The organism is uncultured Neptuniibacter sp. (assembly GCF_947498015.1).
GTDB lineage: Bacteria > Pseudomonadota > Gammaproteobacteria > Pseudomonadales > Balneatricaceae > Neptuniibacter.
This window is the reverse complement of sequence record NZ_CANMIR010000009.1, coordinates 60307-81942: the sequence shown is the minus strand read 5'-3', so window position 1 is coordinate 81942 and position 21636 is coordinate 60307. Positions and strand designations below refer to the sequence as shown.

The window sequence follows — 21636 nt, the reverse complement described above, 5'->3', positions numbered from 1 at the left end:
GGGTCTTCAGGGCATCTCCGGAGAGTGCTCAAAACGCTGACCGAAAAATGCCTGCAGTGTAAATAACAGTAGAGAGGTCAGACCCCACACCAGTCCGGTAACCACCCCCAGGTCAACAATCCCCCGCCAGGGCTGATCCAGTTGGTGAACTAACAGAACCATGCCGACAATCCCCAGCGTCAGGCAGTAGGTCACGATCATCCGCCTGCGCACGATCGAGAAAAACCCCATACAGAAAAGTGGAGCGAAGATAAAACGTAGTGGTGACACATTCTGAGAGAGATAGAGAACTCTCGCTGCTACTCGCGGAGACCAGGCCTGCTGGAACCCCCGATACCCCTCAGCAAACCCCATAAACGCGATGCTGACTACCAGAGCCACCCAGTGATACCAGGAGAGATCATAACTAAACGTCTGCCAACCAATAGCACTCAGCCGATACACCGCACTGCCCAATAATAGACAGATACCTGTAATACCCCACAACGCAGCAATGTAACCGAACACTCGCACTCTCAACTATTCATGTCTTAACGAAAGGTAAATTATACCCGCTCTGTATCGTCTCGCCCAAGCTTCAGACAAAAAAAACCACCGCAAGCGGTGGTTAAAGCATTAATCAACGGATTAAGGCGGGAGGGTATAGAGGACACCCTCCGACTTTCGGGTTGATAAGGTAACGGGTTTAATACCCTTTCAACTGATCGATATACTCCGGCAGGAACAGTGAGATCTGCGGTATATAGGTGATCAGCATCAGGAAGCCTAACAACAGACAGAGCCACGGCAGGCAGGCTTTGATAACCCAGACCATGTTCTGCCCGGTGATCCCGGCGGTTACAAAGAGGTTAAGCCCCACAGGCGGGGTCAACATCCCGATCTCCATGTTCACCACCATGATGATACCCAGATGGATCGGATCGATACCCAGCTGCATTGCGATTGGGAACAGAATCGGTGCCATGATCAACAGGATCGCAGATGGCTCCATAAAGTTACCCGCGATCAACAGCAGGATGTTCACAACAATCAGGAAGCCCCAGGCCGGGAGTCCCCAATCCATGATCGCACCCGCAATCGTGTGAGGGATACGCTCAGTTGTCAGTACGTGAGCAAACAGCATCGCATTGGCGATGATAAACAACAGCATCATGGATACTTTAGAAGCATCCATCAGTACCTTACGAACTTCGGGGTCACGAATGGATTTCGGAATCGCCATCAGCATAAGGAAGCTGTTACGCACTGCCGCTGAGACAACGTTTTCGCCATCTTTCTGCCATGGAATCCCCTTCATCGGGCCGATATCACGGTAACCCATCACTGCAATAAAGTAGCCATATACTGCCGCTACCGCAGCCGCTTCGGTTGGAGAGGCGATACCACCGTAGATAGAGCCCAATACGATGATGATCAACATCAGGCCACCCAGCGCAATCAGGCCAGACTTAGCCAGCGCCCGGAACCCTGGGAACGGTTGTGAAGGCAGCCCCTTAACACGCGCAACGATGTAGATGGCGATCATCAGGATCAGACCCATCATCAGACCGGGGATAAAACCCGCCATAAACATACGGGATGCAGATACTTCAGTCGCAGCCGCATAAACCAGCATTACGATAGAGGGAGGGATCAGAATACCCAGCGTCCCTGCGTTGGCAATGACGCCTGCCGCAAACGACTGTGGATAACCTGAGCGCACCATACCCGCGATACAGATAGTACCTATGGCAGCCACTGTAGCAGGTGATGAACCTGACACTGCAGCAAATAGCATACACGCCATCACGGACGCCATCGCCAGACCACCACGGATATGTCCAACCGTATCAACCGCAAAGTTGATCAGACGCTTAGCCACACCACCGGTAGAGAGGAATGCAGACGACAGGATGAAAAACGGAATCGCCAACAGCGTGTAATGTTCAGAGGTTGCCTCAAAGAGCTTCAGGGCAATAGATGCCAGCGAGTCGTTTGAGAACAGCAGAATTGTAGTGACAGATGATAATCCTAAGGCTACGGCGATCGGCATTCCGATAATCATGCAGCCAAACAGAGTGATAAACAGTACCGCGATAGTCATTATTTATCCTCCTGCTTTGTTTGCTTGGATTGATTCGGGTCTTGGTTAAGATCATCGCTACCCAGAGCTGTCTCTTGCAGCTCCTTAGCGATCTCCATTGACTCTTCAGCCTCATCTGCAAAATGGAAACCCTCTGCCTCATCCTTAATAACTTTCCAACCCAACTGCAGGAAACGCACAATCAGGAGTACAAAGCCGATCACCAGGATGCTCATCGGTATCCATTTAGGGACAGGAAGATCTTCAAGTTCGATGCCGATCATCTTCATCTTGCTGAGATAGATCCAGGAACCGTAGAGGAATAGTCCGCAGTACACCAAACACAGGGCAATGGCCACCAAGGTGATAAAACGGTGGGTGTTATGTGGAAACATTTTCACAAATACATCCACACCGATATGTGCACCCACTTTCACGCCGTAAGAAGCGCCAAAAAGAACAAACCAGGCCGCCAGCAGAAGCGTTACTTCCTGCGCCCAGTGGATACCGGCATTGAAACCGAAGCGGGCTACCACTTCAGCAAATACCAGTAAGGTCATTGAAACCAGAAGAATGGAGAGAAACCCCTCTTCAAGTTTTGTTATCAGATTACGTACCATAACGGCCCCCGTAGCGACTCACGTCGTTATTATTGTCGTTTACCTACATTCACAGGAGAGCTCCCGATGAACAGCTCGGGAATACTGTGTAGCTCTCCTCTGAATGTTCGGGAGAGTTTAAAAACCGGGCGGGAGGAGCGATCGCCTGCCCGGTTGCTTGCCTCAACTAATTCAATGAATTAGTTGTTAGACGCTTCAGCCGCTTTGATCAGATCAGCACCTACCTGATCTTCAAACTGCTTCCAAACCGGCTTCATCGCTTCAACCCACTGAGCACGTTCAGCATCTGTCAGCGTCAGCACTTCAGAGCGCTTAGAATCGATGATTTTCTGTTTATCAGAGCTAGCTTTCTCAGCAGCAATCGCATTGCCGTGTTTAATCGCTTCATCCAGTGCTTTTTGGATCTCAACTTTCAGATCATCATCCAGCCCCATCCAGAACTCAGCAGAGGTTACAACCAGGTAATCCAGTACACCGTGGTTGGACTCAGTGATGTACGGTTGAACTTCGAAGAATTTCTTGGAGAAGATGTTAGACCAGGTATTTTCCTGACCGTCGATCGCTTTAGTCTGTAGCAGAGTGAAGACTTCAGAGAATGGCTTTTTCAGAGGAACCGCATCAACCGCTTCAAACTGAGCCTGAAGCACATCAGAGGTCATAATACGGAATTTTTTACCTTCAGCATCCGCTGGCACCTTAAGTGGATCACTGGCAGAAAGCTGTTTCATACCGTTGTGAAGGTAACCCAGGCCTACCAGACCTTTCTTCTGCAGAGAGTTCAGCAGCTCCCGACCTTCAGGGCCATTCTGGAACTTCTCTACCGCAGCCATATCTTTAAACAGGAAGGGTAGATCGAAGATCTGTAGTTTCTTGGTGTATTTCTGGAACTTAGACAGTGATGGAGCCGCCATCTGCACATCACCAAGCAGCATCGCTTCCAGAACTTTGTTATCGCCAAACAGCTGTGAGTTAGGGAATACTTTAACTTCAACTTTACCCGCCAGGCGCTCATCTACCAATTCTTTGAACTTAGTAGCCATCTGGCCTTTAGGCGTATTTTCAGCAACAACATGGGAAAATTTAATCTCAACCGGGGCAGCAACAGCAGCCTGTGCTCCCAGAGTCAGAGCCATCGTTGTTATAGCAGCAGTCAGTAAACGCATTGTGCATCTCCTGTTTATTGGACGTTGTTTATCGTTGTTTTGTTTGAAATTCAGCACACTCAGTTAAGCAGCAACAGAGTTTTCTGAATCTCTACCCCTAATAGAGCAAGAAGGAGACCAACTTTAAAAAACAGCAATCCAATACCGCTGACGCGCCCTATATATAAGGCCTTGCTATTATTTCGTAGATTTTTTTACCCACTATCACCTCATTAATATTCGGCGGTTTCCCACACATTTTTCGTATTCACAAAGAGGGATTCCCACCCATTTCGATCACCTCAACAGCCCTGACCGACCAGTTAACCGTTTTATTGATCTACGTCTCATTCAGGAAATAACTAAAGGTATACGAATCACACCGATACCCTTATTATTGGTCGGATACTCTAAAAATAACGACGTTACGCTGATCGGGAGTTACGTAGTGAAACTGGACGGCTTATCAATACAGACCAAAGTTAATCTGTCACTGGCAGCGGTTTTCCTCATCATTCTGGTAAGTTCACTTACCGCGATATACCGCAGTGAATCCAGCTTAGTGTCTGAAGTGGTGACCAAAAACACCACAGCTACCGCAGACTCATATTTCGACAGTATCAATATACTGATGCTCAGCGGCGCCATGAGTAACCGCCAGTCTCTTCAGGAGAAAATTCTGGCCAACCCGGAAGTCACTGAGGCCCGCATCATCCGCGGGGACCTGGTTGCTAATGTTTACGGACCGGGAACCGCAGATTCTAAAATCATGGATGAGCTTGATCGTCGGGCAATGAGTGGTGAGCAGATCATTCAGGAATTGGATGATGATCAGGGCCACCGTCTGACCGTTATCACCCCGATGAAAGCGCTATCCGATTACAAAGGCACCAACTGTTTACTCTGTCACCAGACAAATGAAGGTGACGTACTGGGTGCAGTCCGTGTAACCTACTCCTTTGAGAACCTCGATAACACCGTCCGCAGCAACCTGCTCAGCGTCGCTATTACCGAGCTTGTGCTCTTTATCGGTGGCCTGGCCCTTGTTGGCTTCCTGCTGGGCCGACTGGTGGTTCGTCCCGTAAAACAGATGGGCAAGACCATCAACACTATCCACGCGAACTCCGATCTAAAACTGCGTATCGATGTCACGTCTAAAGACGAGATTGGCGCTATGTCCAACTCGCTGAATACGATGCTGGATGATTTCCATGGAAGCCTCAGCAAGGTCAGCGCTACAGTCCACCAGCTAAGCACCTCAAGCACATCGATCAATGAGATAGCAGATATGGCTAACAGTGCTGTAAATAGCCAGCAGATGCAGACCAGTGCGGTCGCCTCAGCGATGGAGCAGATGGAAGCCGCAACTAAAAGCGTCGAAGCGAGTGCGGAAAACACCGTATCCGCTTCCGATCTGGCTTTGGAACAGAGTCAGGAAGGGACAGTCATTACGGATCAGGCGATCAACGCGATCGAAGAGCTGAAAAACAATATCGACAGCGCTCTCACTGTCATCAATAAACTGGATGAACAGAGCCAGAGCGTTGGCACCGTACTTGAGGTAATCCAGAAGATCGCCGAGCAGACGAACCTTTTGGCCCTGAATGCTGCCATTGAGGCCGCACGAGCAGGCGAGCAGGGACGTGGGTTTGCCGTTGTAGCGGATGAGGTGAGAACACTTGCCAGTAAAACCCGGAACTCAACTGAAGAGATCAATGCTATTATCGAAAAACTGCAACATGATGCCCGTGATGCTGTATCGGTTATGGATCATGCCCATAGTAGTGCCGAAGCCGGGGTACTAAAAGTTCAGGAAACCTCAGACGCTTTGACTAAGATTGCAGAAGAGGTACGTGTCATCAATGATATGAACCATATGGTCTCCTCCTCTGTTAAGGAGCAGACCGAGATGGCCAGTAGTGTTGAAGCCAGCGTTCATGAGATTGCGCAGACAGCGGAACATACCTCCTCCCGAGCAGGCAAGCTGAATCAGGTTGCTAACGAACTCAATACTCTGGCTGGGCAGCTAGAAGTGATGGTACAGAGATTCAAGCTGTAGCAAGTACAGAGATAAAAAAGGCCGCTTATGCGGCCTTTTTTATAGTTCCTAACTACTTATAGTCCTTTTTATCCAGACCATATTTCTTCATCTTGTCGTAGAGTGTTTTCCGCGGCAATCCCAGACTGCTCAACGTCTCTTTAATTGAGCCGGCACAGCGAGACAGTTCAGCCTGTATCAACATACTTTCAAACTGATCCACCTTTTCAGGCAGTGTCATCTCACTGCTGCCATTAATCTCAGTGATCGGACGGTTTTCAAAATCAAAGGTACAACTTTCACCCAAAAGCACATAGCGCTCTGCCAGATTCCGCAGCTCCCTGACATTTCCCGGCCAGTCGTGCGTCATCAGGCTATGCATCCGTTCTGCTGACAGCAGCGGTACTTCCCGCCCATATTGCGAGGAGGCGATCAACGCAAAGTGCTGAAACAGCAAACTGATATCCTCACGTCGCTCACGTAATGCGGGGATATCGATGCGGACGACATTCAAACGATAATAGAGATCCTCCCGAAACGATCCCTCTTCAGCCGCTTCCCGCAGATCCACTTTGGTAGCGGCGATGACCCGTATATCGATCGGTATCACCTCATTAGCACCTAAACGCTCAATAGCCCTCTCTTCCAGTACCCGCAGCAGCTTGATCTGCAGCGTCATCGGCATACTTTCGATCTCATCCAGAAACAGAGTACCGCCATCGGCATGCTCAAACTTACCTATACGGCGGGCTTTCGCATCCGTAAACGCCCCCTTCTCGTGACCAAACAGTTCAGATTCGATCAGGTTTTCAGGTACAGCACCGCAGTTGATCGCTACGAAATTTTTATCCCGCCGATTACTGTGCTCATGGATATATCGAGCCATCAGATCCTTACCTGTCCCAGTCTCTCCCAGAATCAGGATATCTGCCGGTGTATCTGCGATGGTATGCACCAACCCTCTCAGCTGAGCGATGACAGCGGTATTACCAATGATACGAGGCCCCGGTGCACTCTGAGCTTGCAGCTCCTGTTTCAAGCGCAGGTTTTCACTGACCAATGCGCGTTTTTCAACGGCCCTGCGTACAACATCCAGCATTAACTCAGAGGAAAATGGTTTTTCGATGAAATCATAAGCACCATCACGCATCGCCCCGACGGCCATCGAGATATCACCATGCCCGGTAATCAGAATAACCGGCATACCCGGGTCCTGAGTGACGATCCGTTTCATCAGCTCTAATCCATTAATACCAGGCAGGTTAATATCCGTGATCGTGATACCCGGCCAGCCCTCATTGATGATATCCAGCGCCTGCTCCGCGGTTTCGACCGTTGTTACATCGTAACCGCCTAACTCCAATGCCTGACCTGCCGCCAGGCGAATATGTTCTTCATCATCGACCAGCAGGATAGGCAACAAGGTGCTATCACTCATACAGGATTCCATCTTCAATTAACCGATTGTTTTACCTGAAACATTATCAGGTGCCTGGGCACTGGGTAAACTGATCTCGAACACGGCTCCCACTTCAGCATGATTTGAGACCGATAAACGCCCCCCCATGCTTTCAATGATTCTATGGGAGATCGAGAGGCCCAAGCCCAGACCTTGCCCCGCTTTCTTGGTGGTATAGAAAGGCTCAAATACTCGGTTCAGATCCTGTTCCGGCACACCCGGACCGTAATCACGAACCTGAAGCCCAATCCAATCTGACTGAGCAACCACACAGATATCCACCTGCTGTCGGGGCTCATTTTCCATCGCCTGCAACGCATTACTGATCAGGTTGACCAATACCTGCTCCAATCGAACGGTATCACCCATCACATAGACCTGATCCAGACCTTGAGGCCAATTAATCTCAGCATCGGTCTTACTTAATCGTCCATACATCACTGACATCGCGCCATCATGTACCGTTTTAAGACAAACCGGTTCAGGTCGTCCTGAGGTCTTGCGTGAGAACTCTTTCAGGGGATGGATAATTTTAGCCATCCGCTCCGTTAGCAAGCTGATCTCATTGAGATTTTTTTCAGCGGTCTCCACCTTACCCCGATCAATAAACGCGCGTGCATTATCGGCATAGGTTCTGATCGCTGTCAGAGGCTGATTCAATTCATGGTTAATACCTGCCGACATCTGTCCGAGTACCGCGAGTTTGGCGGTTTGAATCAGCTCATTCTGCGTATGTTTATGGTTTTCAACCTCCTCGGTGAGACGCAGGTTGGCATCAGTCAGATCAGCAGTTCGCTCCACAACTCGGTGCTCTAGAAGATCACGGGCATGCTGCAGCTCCTCTTCATAAAGCTTACGCTGAGTAATATCGTGGATGGTGACGATAAACCGCTTAATCGAACCGTAGTCCATATGTCCAATGATAAGCTCGATCGGAAAGGCTGAACCATCGCAGCGTAATCCACTGGCTTCGGTAAACAGTTCATCCAAGCGATCCTGATCAGAAGCGGTTAGGTGCTGCCAGCAGAGCGCTCTGTCAGCTTGAGAAAGGAGTTTACTAAAATACTGAAACCGGATGCTCTCCTCTGAATAACCAAACAGCTTTTCAGCCATGATATTCATACTTTCAATACGGCCCTGCGCATCAAGGGTGATCAAACCTGCCTGGGTATTATCGATAATAGCGCGGACGCGCTTCTCGTTTTCCTCCAGAGCCTGCGTTTCCAGTAATTTAAAGCGGGCACGTTCACGTGTGATACGCTGTCGCGTTGAGAGAAACAGTACCAACAGGACCATCGCCACAAAGATAAAACCGGTAGTCAGCGCAGAGTAGAACATCCGCAGCTTAACCGGCTGAGTACTGGCTAACACCACAACGGTCAGGCCGCTGTCTTCAAGCTCCCGGCTCTGCTGGAGAAATTCACGCGTTTTGATTCCGTCTAGCGCCTTATTATTGATCCGCGTTCCATCCACCAGAGTGATCAGCGTCCCTCCCTTTTCCCGCGGGCGTTGCGAGATAATATCCAGTGCTGTCAGTTGGTGATCGCCATAACGTAAGCTTTCAGCGATACGTTGAATATCCCCCTGCGAGAGAGGTTGCAGGGTACGGAACTTCCAGTCTTCACGCGTTGAGATAAAAATAACACCATCTTCATCTGTAACCAGGATATCCAGATCGGGATCAGTCCAGTCCGACTCGATCTCATTCAGATCGATCTTCACCACCACAACACCGATGATCTGACTACGTTCATACACAGGGTAAGAGAAGTAATAACCCCGTCGTTTCGAAACGGTTCCCAGGGCAAAGTAGCGGCCTGATTTTCCCTGGATCGCATCCTTAAAATAGGGTCGGAAGCCGTAGTTCTTACCCACAAAGGAGCGAGCCTCAGCCCAGTTACTCGCGGCAATAGCAGTTCCCTCTCGATTCATGATGTAGACATCGGCCGCATTAATTGAGTTGTTCACATGCTCCAGATACACACTGGCCTGCCCTTTTAGAAACTCATCTTCCGGTTTCTGCAACGCGTTAATCAGTATGGAATGGGAGGAGAGCAGTGCGGGCAGATCCTTATAGCGATCAAGCTTCTGCTGCAGGCTAAGCAGATAACGGTTAAGGTCAGCACCGGAGCGTTGCTGCAGTTGGTCGTAACCCTGGCTTCGACTGATAAGCGTTGTCTGCCCAACGACCAAAAGAAAGGCGAGCGCTAACACAATAAAAAATATCAGCCGGTACCGACGCCAGCTGCTGGCTTTTGGGAGAGGCATATCTAGGGCCTGTTTACTCAGGAAGATCCACCCCTGAGATCATTTTTTTACGTCAACCCGACGAAACACTTAATTTATTAAACCGAGTCGCTCTATACTAAGGTACTATCGAGCAATCTCAAATACGGGGCAAGTTTTTCTCATGCTAAAACGAACTAAAATTGTTGCCACTCTCGGTCCTTCGACTGATCAGCCAGGCGTACTGGAAGATATTCTGCGCAATGGCGTCAACACGGTGCGACTGAATTTTTCTCACGGGAGTGCCGATGATCACCGCCGCCGGGCGAGTGAAGTTCGTCAGACAGCTCGCAGGCTTGGTCTTTCTGTCGCCGTTCTGGGAGATCTGCAGGGGCCGAAAATCCGCATCGCCCGTTTCACACAGGACAAAATCCAGCTCAGTGAAGGAGACCGGTTCACGCTGGATTCTGAGCTGGGTAATAATGATGGCGACCAAACTCAAGTAGGGATCGATTACAAAGCCCTGCCGGGTGACAGTTCACCAGGTGATATTTTGCTGCTGGATGATGGCCGGGTTCAGCTCAAAGTTGTCAATGTTGAAGGAAACCGTATTGAGACAGAGGTCATCATTGGCGGTCCTCTCTCCAATAACAAAGGTATCAACCGCCAGGGCGGTGGCCTTTCTGCAGCAGCACTCACCGATAAAGATCGACGTGATATCAAAGTTGCTGCCGATATCGACATGGATTATATCGCTGTTTCCTTCCCACGCAGTGCCGCAGACCTCAAAGAAGCCAGAGAACTACTCAACAGTGCAGGCTCACGGGCAGAGATCGTTGCCAAAGTTGAGCGGGCAGAAACCGTTGCAAACAATGAAGCACTGGACGAGATCATTCTGGCGTGTGACGGCATTATGGTTGCGCGTGGCGATCTGGGAGTTGAGATCGGTGATGCCGAGCTGATCGGCGTGCAGAAACATATCATCCGGCGCTCTCGGGAGCTCAACCGATTTGTTATTACAGCAACGCAGATGATGGAAACGATGATCGAAAACCCGATGCCAACCCGCGCAGAGGTTTTTGACGTAGCCAATGCCATTCTGGATGGAACCGATGCGGTGATGCTCTCAGCAGAAACAGCTGCGGGTAAGCATCCTGTAGAGGTGGTCAAGTCGATGACCTCAATCTGCCAGGGAGCGGAAAAGCATCAGCTTTCGCGACCAGCCCCCACCAATATCACCCATAAACTGGAACGTTTTGATGAAACCATCGCTCGTTCTGCGATGTATACCGCAAACCAGCTCGCGGGGGTGAAAGCGATCATCTGCCTCACCGAATCTGGCTCCACCCCGCTGTGGATGTCCCGTATTCGTTCTGGCTTGCCGATATATGCTCTGACACGCAATGAGAGAACGATGCGTCGAACTGCGCTCTATCGAGGTGTCGAACCGATCTTCTTCGATTCCACCCAGGTTGGTAATGATAAGCTCAACACCGAGGTTCTGGCCGGTTTGAAAGCCAGAAACCTGCTGCAAACAGGAGATCTGGTCATCCTTACGCGCGGCGCTTCGCTGGGTGAAGATGGTGGCACCAATTCAATGCAGGTTCTGACAGTTCAATAACACTCAAACTAAAACAGGAGGCTCCGCCTCCTGTTTATTGAATCATTACAGGACCTCGGTGTCGAAAATTCGAACGCACTGTTTCATTGCAGCATTTTCAATCGGCCTCAATTATAATGAGCGCCTTCTACCGAGTGATGAATAAGGACTATCTTTTTGGCTTCCATATTAGAGCAAAAGCTAAACTGGCTGAAAGATGAAGGTCAGGCGGCACTGCTAACCCAACTCCAGCATGGATTAGAAAAAGAAGGCTTACGTGTTGATCCACAACGCCGACTGGCTCAGACCCCTCACCCTGAAAGCTTAGGATCTGCCCTGACTCACGGTAGTATCACCACTGATTACTCGGAAGCACTGCTGGAGTTTATCACTCCGGTGTTTGCATCCTCCTCAGAAGCCCTGAATCACCTTGCAGATCTGCATCGTTACACCTATCAGCAGCTGGATAATGAGCAGATATGGCCCGCCAGCATGCCATGTGTCCTGCCTGAAGAGTCGGAGATACCGATCGCACGTTACGGCAGTTCCAATGTGGGTCAGATGAAATACATCTACCGCGTCGGACTGGATAACCGCTACGGTAAAGTGATGCAGACCATTGCAGGTATTCACTATAATTTTTCACTCCCGGAAGCATTCTGGCCCCTCTACCAAAAATTCTCTGGTCATAACGGGTCACTGCAGGAGTTTCGCTCTGCCGCCTACTTCAGTCTGATCCGAAACTTCCGACGTTACTCCTGGTTATTGATGTATCTGTTTGGAGCATCTCCAGCCCTGTGCAGTTCATTTCTGAAGGGTAAACCGCATCAGTTGGAGGAGTTCTGTGAGGGAACACTCTACCTACCCTACGCGACCTCACTCCGGATGAGTGACTTGGGCTATTCCAACAAAGCGCAGGCCAGTCTGAACATCTGTTTCAACCACCTAAATACCTATGCCAGCTCACTGGATCGTGCAATCCGTACCCCGTATGAGCCCTATGAGAAGATCGGTATTAAGGTCGACGGGAAATATCGTCAGCTCAACACCAATGTGCTGCAGATTGAAAATGAGTATTACAGCGATATTCGCCCCAAGCGTGTCACACAATCAGGGGAGAAACCTATTCATGCTCTGATGGCACGAGGGGTTGAGTATATTGAGGTCCGTAATACCGATATTAATCCATTCCTGCCTCTGGGAATCGATCAGACTCAGTCTGATTTCCTTGATCTGTTTCTGGTTACCTGCCTGCTTCAGGAAGAGCGGGAGATCAGCCAGGAGGAGTGCGATCAGATCAGTGAAAACCATCAGCGCGTTGTCACACGCGGTCGGGAGCCTGGCCTGACACTGATCCGTGATGATCAGGAGGTCTCTCTACAATCCTGGGCTGCAGAACTGATGGCTGAGATGGAGCAAACCGCTTCACTGATGGATGACGCTGCCAATAGCCAGCTATACACTCAGGCCGTAGCCGCCCAAACAGCAAAACTGGCCAACCCTGAGCTGACCCCCTCGGCCCAAATTCTGGCCGCGATGCGCGCTGGAAACCTCAACCATGGTGAATTTATTATGCAGCAGGCTGAACGTCATAAAGAGACTCTGCTAAGTCAGCCCCTGTGTCCGGAAAGGTTCGCTGAACTTGAGCGTATCAGTGCAGAATCACTGCAGGAGCAGCGCGAAATTGAAGCCTCAGACAAAGTCGATTTTGATACTTATCTGGCAGATTACATGGCGAACTAAGTAGTGTTCAGATATAAAAAAAGCAGGTATCTACCTGCTTTTTTTATATCTAAGTCTGCCCTATTGCACGACAAAGCTGGTGAAGAAAAGGTCTGAGACAAACCCTTCACCCTCCTCCTCTACCAGAATATTCTGAACTTTTTTGAGTGCTTTTTTAGACAACGCCTGCTGTAGCTCTACCGTGCCAACATCATCATCTGTCTGAGCACTCAGCAGAAAAACAATATCATTCCTGATATGCGCCATATGATGGTTAACCGCATGGTGAGCCGCTTCGCTGGACACCTGTATGGTCACTTCACATTTGAGGAAGCGTGTTTTACCGACACCACCAAAATTTGTCACAAATGGTTTCAGTTCAATGTAATTGACATAGTCTTCCGTTGTTTTATTTTCATCACCTTCAGCCCAGGCTAACTGAACAGACAATGTCATAAAAATTAGTAAAACCAGTCGCTTAAGCATTTTTCGCCTCAGTGTTCGCTATACAATTGTTTGAGTATAACCCGCTATTCCTACGCTCAACAGGGCCCATATGGAAAAAGTCACCCTCCCATGACGAAAGTTCATTTTTTACCCGCCTTGCAGTTGCACCCTGAAACAGCTTAGGAATATTATGAACTTAAACCTAACAACAACGGTTGTTAAACGGGAGAGACCAATCTCTACCTGAATTGGCAGCTAAGGAGCGCAAAATGTTAGAGAAATGTAGGAGCGCTAAAGAACGCTGGGGTGGTGTCAGTGAGATCATCGACACATGGTTAGAAGAGCGCCAAACATTGATCAGTATCTTTGTTCATCTACCAGAGCAGCACATCAATGAGGAGCTGAATAACAAAGTCCAAAGTTTCTGTCAGGTACTTATGGACTACCTCTCCTCAGGTCATTTCGAAGTGTATGAACAACTCTTGCGCGAAGGCAGCGACTTTGATGATGGCAGTCTGGAAGAGGGCCAGTCACTGTTACCAAAAATTCAGGTTAGTACCGATATCGCACTGGATTTTAATGATGACTTCTCTAACCTGCTTAATCCCACGGTACAGCAGATACGGGAATTTTCCCTGAGCCTCTCCAAACTGGGCGAAGCCCTTGAGGAACGCTTTGAGCTAGAGGATCAGATGATTGCAGTACTACACACCTCCCATAAAGAGTTAGTAGAAGGATAACCATACATGCGCTACGGGTGCTATAAGCTGCTGCTGGCAGGCAGTTTGCTTAGCCTGGCTGGATGTAATGGGGGCGATGCCCCAGCCTCATGGAAAGAGTACGCCCTGACCGGGACGTACTCTGCGTCACTGTCTGAAAGTGCGCAGTACAGCGTGATCGGTTCCTATAACCACGGCGGGAGCCTGTGGAAAACCAGTAATCACGAAAGGCTGTATAACTGGAATCACAAAGATAAACAGTTCTCCATTATCGCTGCAACAGCCTTTTCGCCAGATGAAAACTATGCGGCCACCGCCAACCAACAGGATCTGGTACTGTGGGATACCCGAACCGGTAAACCCGAATGGTTCTGGAGCTCACCGGCCGAGATTATGCAGATGGATCTCGCTCCCAACGGCGATTTTGCCCTGCTGGGTCTGGCAGATCATACAGCCGTCTACTTTGATGTTAAAAACGGAGGGGTAAAACGTACCTTCCGCCATGATGCCCGCGTTCGTAGCGTCGATCTCAGTAGTGACGGTACTCTCGCTTTAACCGGCTCTGACGCTTACAAAGCAAAGCTTTGGAGTGTTCAAACCGGCGAACTGTTAAAAGAGGTGAGCTTTGGTAATGTTGTCGATACCGTCGCACTGTCACCCAACGGTCAACATGCTTTTAGCTCCAGTAGTCTCGATAAAGCGATCATCTGGGACCTGAACAGCGGCAAAGAGATACATTCGCTCAGCAACATTGCCGACTTTTTTCAGAAGCGCGTCAGCTATTTAAGCGCACGGTTCTCCCCTGACAGTCGCCAGCTACTCACAGGCACCGCGGCGGGCCTGATCCAGTTATGGGATGTAAATAGTGGCAAAGAGCTACGTCGTTGGCGGATCCACCGCAGAGACCCATATGGACCGGTGCACGCGGGTGTTTACGCTGTCGCTTTTGGTGAGGGGAAATACTATGCTCTCAGCTCTAATGGCATTATGAACGAACTGAAATAGTCATATGCACCCACTAAAAAGGCCGGTAAAAACCGGCCTTTTTTAGTAAGAAACTAAAATCTCGCTTACTTCTCAGCTTTGGCCGCTTCGTCGGCACCCGGATTAACTTCCAGTAGTTCAACTTCAAAGACCAGCGTTTCATTAGGGCCAATCGCATTACCCATTCCACCCGGGCCGTAAGCCAGATCAGACGGGATCACCAAACGTGCTTTGCCGCCCTCTTTGATCATCTGTAAGCCTTCAGTCCAGCCAGGAATTACGCCGTTCAGCGGGAAAGATACCGGCTCATTGCGTGCATAGGAACTATCGAACTCTGTACCGTCGATAAGTGTGCCACGGTAGTGGACCTTAACGGTGTCTTCAGCAGTAGGGCTTTTGCCTTTGCCCGCTTGTAACTCTTCGTACTGCAGACCCGATTCGGTCGTTTTAACACCGGATTTTTTACCGTTTTCTGTCAGGTATTTTTTACCTTTTTCGAGGTTATTCGCGCTCAGCTCTTCCATTTTTTTCTTCTGCGCTTCCATCTGCTTCTGCTGGAAGGCGGTCATCACTTCGCGCACCTGTTCAGGTGTCATTTTCGGTTCTTTACCTTCGTAAGTAGTCTTTGCCGCTTCAATAAACGCATCAAAATCCACATCAGGTAAACTTTTTAGCTGCTCCCCTACCATCAGGCCAACACTGTAGCTAACTTTCTGCTCTTCGGTTTTCAGCTCCACTGCGGAAACTGTTGGAGATACCAGCGCGGCACCCAGAGCAACCGCCAGCAACGTTTGTTTCATGCTAAATATCCTTGTTTGTTATTCTGTGGAGTTCGCCTGCCAACAATGGCGGCCTTCCTCATTACAAAAGTATTAGTGCTCGATTAAACCCCAAAGTTCACTACCAAACCACCCTATTCATCAGGATTCGTACCTAAGTAGGCAATTACTGCGTTCAACAAGGGCTTAAATGCTAACTCAATCTCTGTAGATATAGGCAGTTTCATCGATTTCAAATAGCAAACCATGTTTTCTTCTGCCAACCGGACCGATGCTGAACCGTCCTGCCAGGATTCACTCATCTCAAAGAGCAGAGCCAACTCCACCTGCTCACATTTAAGCTCCGCTTGACGTAACGCTTGATAACATTCATCCAGCTGAGGGTTAGCCGATCGCTCTTTTCGCACCTGATAACGAACCTTTCTCAACGGGTGAGTCACTTCAGCCTGCCAAGCATCTGCTGCAGAGTTCAATCGTTCCGGAGTCAATCGAATTCCGCGAACACCGCTCCAACAAGCAAAGATCAACCGGTTGACGCTGAGTCCGAAGTGGTTCTGGAGCATCAGGCAGTTTGCTTCAACTTGGGGTTGTTGATAAAAATTAAGGGCAAAGACCCATAGATCATTTTTCAATTGCATCTGTGTGATAAAATCCGCCGCCATGATTCAATTTCAGCAAGTCAGCTTACAACGCGGCCACAACATATTGCTAGAGCAAGCCGATCTTACCCTCCACTCTGGATGGAAAGTGGGCTTGGTCGGAGCTAATGGTGCCGGTAAATCCTCCCTGTTCAAACTTCTGATGGGCGAACTCCACTGTGACAGTGGTGATATGGAGCTCCCCGGCGGGCTTCGCATCGCGCATATGGCACAGGAGGTTCCTACGTCAGAACGTTCAGCGCTGGAATATGTGCTGGATGGTGACCATCGACTGCGGCAGATCCAAGGGGATATTGCGGCAGCAGAAGCCAGTCATGATATGCATCGTTTAGGTGAACTCCATGCAGAGCTGGATAATCATGATGGCTACAGTGCTGAATCCAGAGCCGCTCAACTGCTGGCCGGACTGGGATTCAGTCACAATGATATTAGCCGCTCGGTTAAGGAGTTCTCCGGGGGTTGGCGTATACGCCTCAATCTGGCTCAGGCCTTGATGTGCCCATCCGACCTATTGCTCCTGGACGAGCCCACGAACCATCTGGACCTGGATGCCACAATCTGGCTGGAGCAGTGGTTACGGCAATACCCCGGCATGTTGATCCTGATCTCTCATGACCGCGACTTTCTGGATAATGTTGTCACCCATATCACACACATAGAGCATAAACGTCTGAATCTCTATAAAGGGGGTTACTCCGCCTTTGAAATTCAGCGTGCAGACCGCCTGTCTCAACAGCAATCCGCTTTTGAGAAACAACAACAGCGTATAAGTGAGATCGAAAATTTTGTACGCCGTTTCCGGGCCAAGGCGACCAAAGCCAAGCAGGCACAGAGCCGAATAAAAGAGCTCGAGCGGATGGAAAAAATCGCTCCGGCGCATATCGATAGCCCATTCAGTTTTAGATTCTGCGCTTCCGATAAGCTCTCATCCCCCCTACTGACTATGGCGGATGCCGCTTGCGGATACAACGATACCGCGGTGCTCAACAACACCTCACTCACATTGACCCCCGGAACCCGTATCGGACTACTTGGCCCAAATGGCGCAGGTAAATCGACACTGGTGAAGTCGCTTGTGGGTGATCTACCCCTCTGTGGAGGGGAGCGTCATGAAAGCGAGAACCTACAGATCGGGTATTTTGCTCAGCATCAGCTGGAAGCACTGGATATGGCAGCATCACCATTGCTGCACATTAAAAGGATCAGCCCGAAAGCCTCTGAGCAGGAGATCCGCGATTTTCTAGGCTCCTTCGGCTTTATCGGTGATCGGGCTCTGGAACCTGTGGATAACTTCTCAGGAGGGGAGAAAGCGCGCGTAGCCCTATCGATGATCGCCTGGCAGAAACCAAACCTCCTGCTGATGGATGAACCCACCAACCACCTGGACCTTGAGGTGCGCCACGCCTTAACGCTGGCACTTCAATCATTCGAAGGCGTGCTGATCCTAGTTTCCCATGATCGTCATCTGTTACGAAACACCGTTGATGAGTTTCTGCTGGTCGCCAATGGCAACGTCGAGGCGTTTAAAGGAGACCTGGATGATTATCAGAAGTGGCTGCTCGATCAGCGTCGGGAAGCTCAGAAAGCGGAAGCAGAAGCGTTCTCTCACACAGATAAACCTGAGAAAAAATCACTTTCAGCAGCGGAGCGTAAGGAGCAGAAGCGACTCGCAGCTGAACGACGCAACCAGTTAAGACCGGTAAAAAAACAGCTGGAAAAATTGGAAACAGAGATGGAGCAGATCCATGAACAGCTCCAAGCGCTAGAACTTTCTCTGGCAGAGCCTGATATCTATAGCGATGAAAACAAAGAGCAGCTGAAGCGTTTACTGCAGCAACAAACTGACTTAAAGCAGCGCGCCGAGACAACAGAAGAGGCCTGGATGGAGCAGCAGGAGATGCTTGAGTCGCTTGAAGCAGAGATCGCCCAGGCATAAGCTTTCAAAGCTAAAAAAAACCGCCATCATCTGGCGGTTTTTTTATGAGAAGTTCAAGCGTCTCCAAGTAACGCGGTTAACTCTCGGATATCCTCATCATTTTGCATCAGGCTACGGACCATTTTTGCCACATCCTCCTCCCTCAAGCCCAACTCTGCATAGAGTTCAGACGGGATCTCTTCCAGTGGCCCATCACTGAGTTTCTGCTGACGCAATAAACGGTTTGCCATATACAGCACCTTGATATAGCCAGAATGCGCTCCAGAATAATCAGGTTCATTCTGATGGCGTATCGCGGTAGAAACTTCCTCAGGCAGGTCCCAACTGGAGAGCAGCCAGCTGCCTATCTGTTCTCGTGTAACGCTCAACACCTGCTGTTCAACTGAATCCAGTGGGAAATGAGGGTTAGCTTCAATATAACGTGAGAGCAATGCAAAATGCGGGGGAAACAGGTGTGCTAACACCAAGTAGCCAAAATTGTGTAGCAGTGCCGCCAGATAAACCAGTCCTGGCAGAGGGCGCTCTTCACTCTCCGGCATCGCACGACAGAGCTTTTCCGCCAACGCCGCGTTGTAGACACACTGTAACCAGTAAGGGGTGCCTCCTCGCGGTCCCTCCTCTGGTACTTTCAGCATTTTGCCCATCGCAGTACCGAGTGCCATGTTAATGACCAGATCGAAACCCAGTACCCGGATCACCGCATCATCGATCGAGCTGACATGCCCCGGAGCCGCATAATAAGGAGAGGCAGCCCAGCTCATCACCTGAGCGGAGAGACTGGGGTCGATACGTACCACAGGCACCAGATCATTTACGCCCGCTTCTGGATCAGAACGTAACTCGACAATCTTCTTCAGAGTAGGCGATAACGAAGGCAGTCCCAGTGTATCTTCAAGACGTTGTTTAACTCGCAGTGCCGTGAACCGCTCTACCGCTTTTGTGATTACGGTAACATCATCACCGGACGGTTGTACCGCGGAGATCTCCTCAGCAGTCAAAGCTAGATTACAGTTTTTCCCTGCCTTCAGTTGCTCCGCTATGACATTGAAGCTCAGCCCTGAGTGAGGCTCCACCAGCTCCAGTTGTGGATGCTGTTGCGCATCGGGGGAGAGTAACAGTTTCAACGACAGCAGCTTCGCCTGCCCTTCGGGGTATTTGAGCGCATCCTGACTGAAGTAACGAACCGCATCTTCACCACGTATCGGTTGTAACTGACGCCCGGTTTCCTTCCAAATGGCAACCAAATTAAGCAGTGATGTAGCCGGTAAAAGTGCCAGTACTTTGCCAGCAGCATCATGCAGTAACACCAGCCGATACTGTGGTAGTTCACCACTGTTTTCCAGAACTCTAACGCCTACAGACAATTTACTCTCTCCACACCTAGTCTTGGGTCAATGTAAATAGTAGATTATTAGCAACACTTAGGGAAAGCAAAGCTCTTGATCAAATATTCACTATTTAAATCGTTTATCACTGAAATTCACTCGAAATTTCAAGCAATCTCTTGTCTTTTTCTGATCACTTACGCCTGCTCAGCTATCCCTGCCTATGCAGTTGACGAAGATCTTGCCCCGGAAAGCGCTACAGGCTTACAGAATGACCGGAATGTTGTATCTCAAAAGTCACTCGTGGTTACCGCCCACCCGCTGGCAACCGAAGCGGGCCTTAATATTCTGAAACGCGGAGGCAGCGCCGCTGATGCCGCGGTTGCGATCCAGGCGATGCTTACCCTGGTTGAACCCCAGTCTTCTGGCATTGGTGGTGGAGCTTTTATGCTCTACTGGGATCAACAACAGAAAAAGCTGCACGCCTATGATGGTAGAGAAACAGCTCCAATAAACGCCGACCATCAGCTTTTCTATGAAGAGCAACAGCCGATGCCCTGGATAAAAGCGTTGGTTGGTGGACGCTCAGTAGGTACCCCCGGGGTCCTGAAAATGCTGGAGCTAACACACTCTCACCATGGGAGATTGCCATGGGAGGTGCTGTATGAGAAGAGTATTGAACGATCTCAACAGGGATTCAGAGTGGGTCCGCGGCTACATAAACTGATTGCCAGCGGCATTAATCCGGGGTTGAACCGCTACCCTGAAGCCCGTCGCTATTTCTACCTTGAGGATGGCTCCCCTCTACCTGTTGGATTTAATCGTACTAACCCTGAACTGGCTTCAACGTTTAAACAGATTGCTGATCAGGGAGGTGACGCTTTTTATCAGGGGCCCTTGGCGCAGCAGATCGCCACACATGTACAATCCGTGGCTGATAACCCTGGCCTCCTGAATCAAACTGATCTGCAACAATACCAGGCCAAAGAGCGCTCCCCCCTTTGCCTCCCTTATAAAACGTTCAGGGTGTGTGGATTCCCTCCGCCAACATCCGGGGGGGTGACTGTTCTCCAAATAATAAAACTGCTGGAGGGTTACCCTCTGGAGACGTTAGACCCGGCTGGCGTTCATTTTAATCACCTGTTTACTCAAGCCTCTCGCCTAGCCTACGCAGATAGAGCTCGTTATCTGGCTGATCGTGATTTCGTCCCCGTTCCTGTGGAGGGCTTGCTGGAACCAGGTTACCTCGAAGCCCGTGCGGCACTGATCAGAACAGATATCGATATCGGTACGGCAAAACCGGGGGTGCCTGCGTATATCTCCACTCATCAGGCCGATGATCAATCACCGGAGCTACCCTCCACCAGCCATTTCACTGTGGTCGATCAGTGGGGTAATGCTGTTTCAATGACCACCAGTATTGAGATGGCTTTTGGCTCCACTCTGATGGTCGGGGGCTTTTTACTGAATAATCAGCTGACCGATTTTTCCTTCAAGGCGATCAGTAAAGGGCGCATCATCGCCAACAGGGTTCAACCGGGTAAGAGACCCCGCAGTTCGATGTCCCCCTTTATGATTTTCGATTCAGAGGGAAAACTTCACGCTACGATCGGTTCCCCCGGTGGCAGTCGGATCATCAACTACGTAGCCCAAAGTATTCTACTCATGCTGAACAGCGACCTTCCGCTTCAACAGGTCGTCAACCAAGCACATATCAGTAACAGAAATGGACTGACAGAGCTGGAAGTGGGAACAACCGCCGAGCAGCTCAAAGCCCCCTTAGAGGCACTGGGTCATACGATTAAAGTCAGGGATCTGAATAGCGGTTTACACGGCGTTAGGCGATTACCTGCCGGTGGTTGGGAAAGTGCGGTGGATAACCGTCGGGAAGGCCTCGCACTCGGTGAATAGGTCCGTT

Annotated in this window: 17 protein-coding genes; 7 read left to right on the top strand and 10 right to left on the bottom strand. The window is 49.9% G+C overall.

Annotation, left to right across the window (positions count from 1 at the left end; genetic code table 11):
- Nucleotides 1–6: 6 nt before the first annotated feature.
- From Q0882_RS12195 to Q0882_RS12180, 4 genes are all read right to left on the bottom strand, one after another.
- Entirely contained in the window at nt 7–507 is a 501-nt protein-coding gene (locus Q0882_RS12195) for a hypothetical protein (RefSeq protein ID WP_299182063.1), read from the bottom strand.
- Between the two features lie 178 nt (nt 508–685).
- Nucleotides 686–2083: a TRAP transporter large permease gene (locus Q0882_RS12190; protein WP_299182060.1), complete on the bottom strand. Its 1398-nt coding sequence runs from the start codon at nt 2081–2083 to the stop codon at nt 686–688.
- Entirely contained in the window at nt 2083–2682 is a 600-nt protein-coding gene (locus Q0882_RS12185) for a TRAP transporter small permease (RefSeq protein WP_299182057.1), read from the bottom strand. The genes Q0882_RS12190 and Q0882_RS12185 overlap by 1 nt, the downstream gene beginning before the upstream one ends.
- 179 nt (nt 2683–2861) lie before the next feature.
- On the bottom strand, nt 2862–3845 hold the full coding sequence (locus tag Q0882_RS12180; RefSeq protein WP_299182054.1) for a TRAP transporter substrate-binding protein: 984 nt from the start codon (nt 3843–3845) through the stop codon (nt 2862–2864).
- Nucleotides 3846–4272: 427 nt separating this feature from the next.
- Between Q0882_RS12180 and Q0882_RS12175 the strand changes: the two genes are divergently transcribed.
- Nucleotides 4273–5883, top strand: coding sequence for a methyl-accepting chemotaxis protein (locus tag Q0882_RS12175; protein ID WP_299182051.1), 1611 nt, complete (start codon nt 4273–4275; stop codon nt 5881–5883).
- A 52-nt stretch (nt 5884–5935) separates the two neighbouring features.
- On the opposite strand, the gene Q0882_RS12170 is transcribed toward Q0882_RS12175, so the two are convergent.
- The gene (locus tag Q0882_RS12170; protein WP_299182048.1) at nt 5936–7300 is read right to left on the bottom strand and encodes a sigma-54 dependent transcriptional regulator; all 1365 of its coding nucleotides are present in this window, start codon (nt 7298–7300) and stop codon (nt 5936–5938) included.
- Between the two features lie 18 nt (nt 7301–7318).
- Nucleotides 7319–9589, bottom strand: a complete 2271-nt coding sequence (locus Q0882_RS12165) for an ATP-binding protein (RefSeq protein ID WP_299182045.1) — start codon at nt 9587–9589, stop codon at nt 7319–7321.
- A gap of 142 nt (nt 9590–9731) precedes the next feature.
- On the opposite strand from Q0882_RS12165, the gene pyk reads away from it, so the two are divergent.
- Nucleotides 9732–11168, top strand: coding sequence for a pyruvate kinase (gene pyk / locus Q0882_RS12160; protein WP_299182042.1), 1437 nt, complete (start codon nt 9732–9734; stop codon nt 11166–11168).
- Nucleotides 11169–11324: 156 nt separating this feature from the next.
- Nucleotides 11325–12890: a glutamate--cysteine ligase gene (gshA, locus tag Q0882_RS12155; protein WP_299182039.1), complete on the top strand. Its 1566-nt coding sequence runs from the start codon at nt 11325–11327 to the stop codon at nt 12888–12890.
- A 60-nt stretch (nt 12891–12950) separates the two neighbouring features.
- Here the strand turns inward: gshA and Q0882_RS12150 are convergent, their stop codons facing one another.
- The gene (locus Q0882_RS12150) at nt 12951–13355 is read right to left on the bottom strand and encodes a flagellar basal body-associated FliL family protein (protein WP_299182036.1); all 405 of its coding nucleotides are present in this window, start codon (nt 13353–13355) and stop codon (nt 12951–12953) included.
- A 230-nt stretch (nt 13356–13585) separates the two neighbouring features.
- Between Q0882_RS12150 and rsd the strand changes: the two genes are divergently transcribed.
- Nucleotides 13586–14056: a sigma D regulator gene (gene rsd / locus Q0882_RS12145; protein WP_299182033.1), complete on the top strand. Its 471-nt coding sequence runs from the start codon at nt 13586–13588 to the stop codon at nt 14054–14056.
- A 6-nt stretch (nt 14057–14062) separates the two neighbouring features.
- A complete protein-coding gene (locus tag Q0882_RS12140; protein ID WP_299182031.1) occupies nt 14063–15040 on the top strand; it encodes a hypothetical protein in 978 nt (325 codons plus the stop codon).
- 65 nt (nt 15041–15105) lie between these two features.
- Here the strand turns inward: Q0882_RS12140 and Q0882_RS12135 are convergent, their stop codons facing one another.
- Both Q0882_RS12135 and Q0882_RS12130 read right to left on the bottom strand, forming a co-directional pair.
- The gene (locus Q0882_RS12135) at nt 15106–15819 is read right to left on the bottom strand and encodes an FKBP-type peptidyl-prolyl cis-trans isomerase (RefSeq protein WP_299182028.1); all 714 of its coding nucleotides are present in this window, start codon (nt 15817–15819) and stop codon (nt 15106–15108) included.
- Between the two features lie 113 nt (nt 15820–15932).
- On the bottom strand, nt 15933–16460 hold the full coding sequence (locus Q0882_RS12130) for a TIGR02444 family protein (RefSeq protein ID WP_299182025.1): 528 nt from the start codon (nt 16458–16460) through the stop codon (nt 15933–15935).
- Here Q0882_RS12130 and Q0882_RS12125 point away from each other — a divergent pair.
- Nucleotides 16459–18393 carry an ATP-binding cassette domain-containing protein gene (locus Q0882_RS12125; protein ID WP_299182022.1) on the top strand — a complete coding sequence of 645 codons (1935 nt, stop codon included), beginning with the start codon at nt 16459–16461 and terminating at the stop codon, nt 18391–18393. The genes Q0882_RS12130 and Q0882_RS12125 overlap by 2 nt on opposite strands.
- Before the next feature lie 53 nt (nt 18394–18446).
- Here the strand turns inward: Q0882_RS12125 and Q0882_RS12120 are convergent, their stop codons facing one another.
- A complete protein-coding gene (locus Q0882_RS12120; protein WP_299182020.1) occupies nt 18447–19757 on the bottom strand; it encodes an HDOD domain-containing protein in 1311 nt (436 codons plus the stop codon).
- A 75-nt stretch (nt 19758–19832) separates the two neighbouring features.
- On the opposite strand from Q0882_RS12120, the gene ggt reads away from it, so the two are divergent.
- On the top strand, nt 19833–21629 hold the full coding sequence (gene ggt / locus Q0882_RS12115) for a gamma-glutamyltransferase (RefSeq protein ID WP_299182018.1): 1797 nt from the start codon (nt 19833–19835) through the stop codon (nt 21627–21629).
- Nucleotides 21630–21636 lie beyond the last annotated feature (7 nt).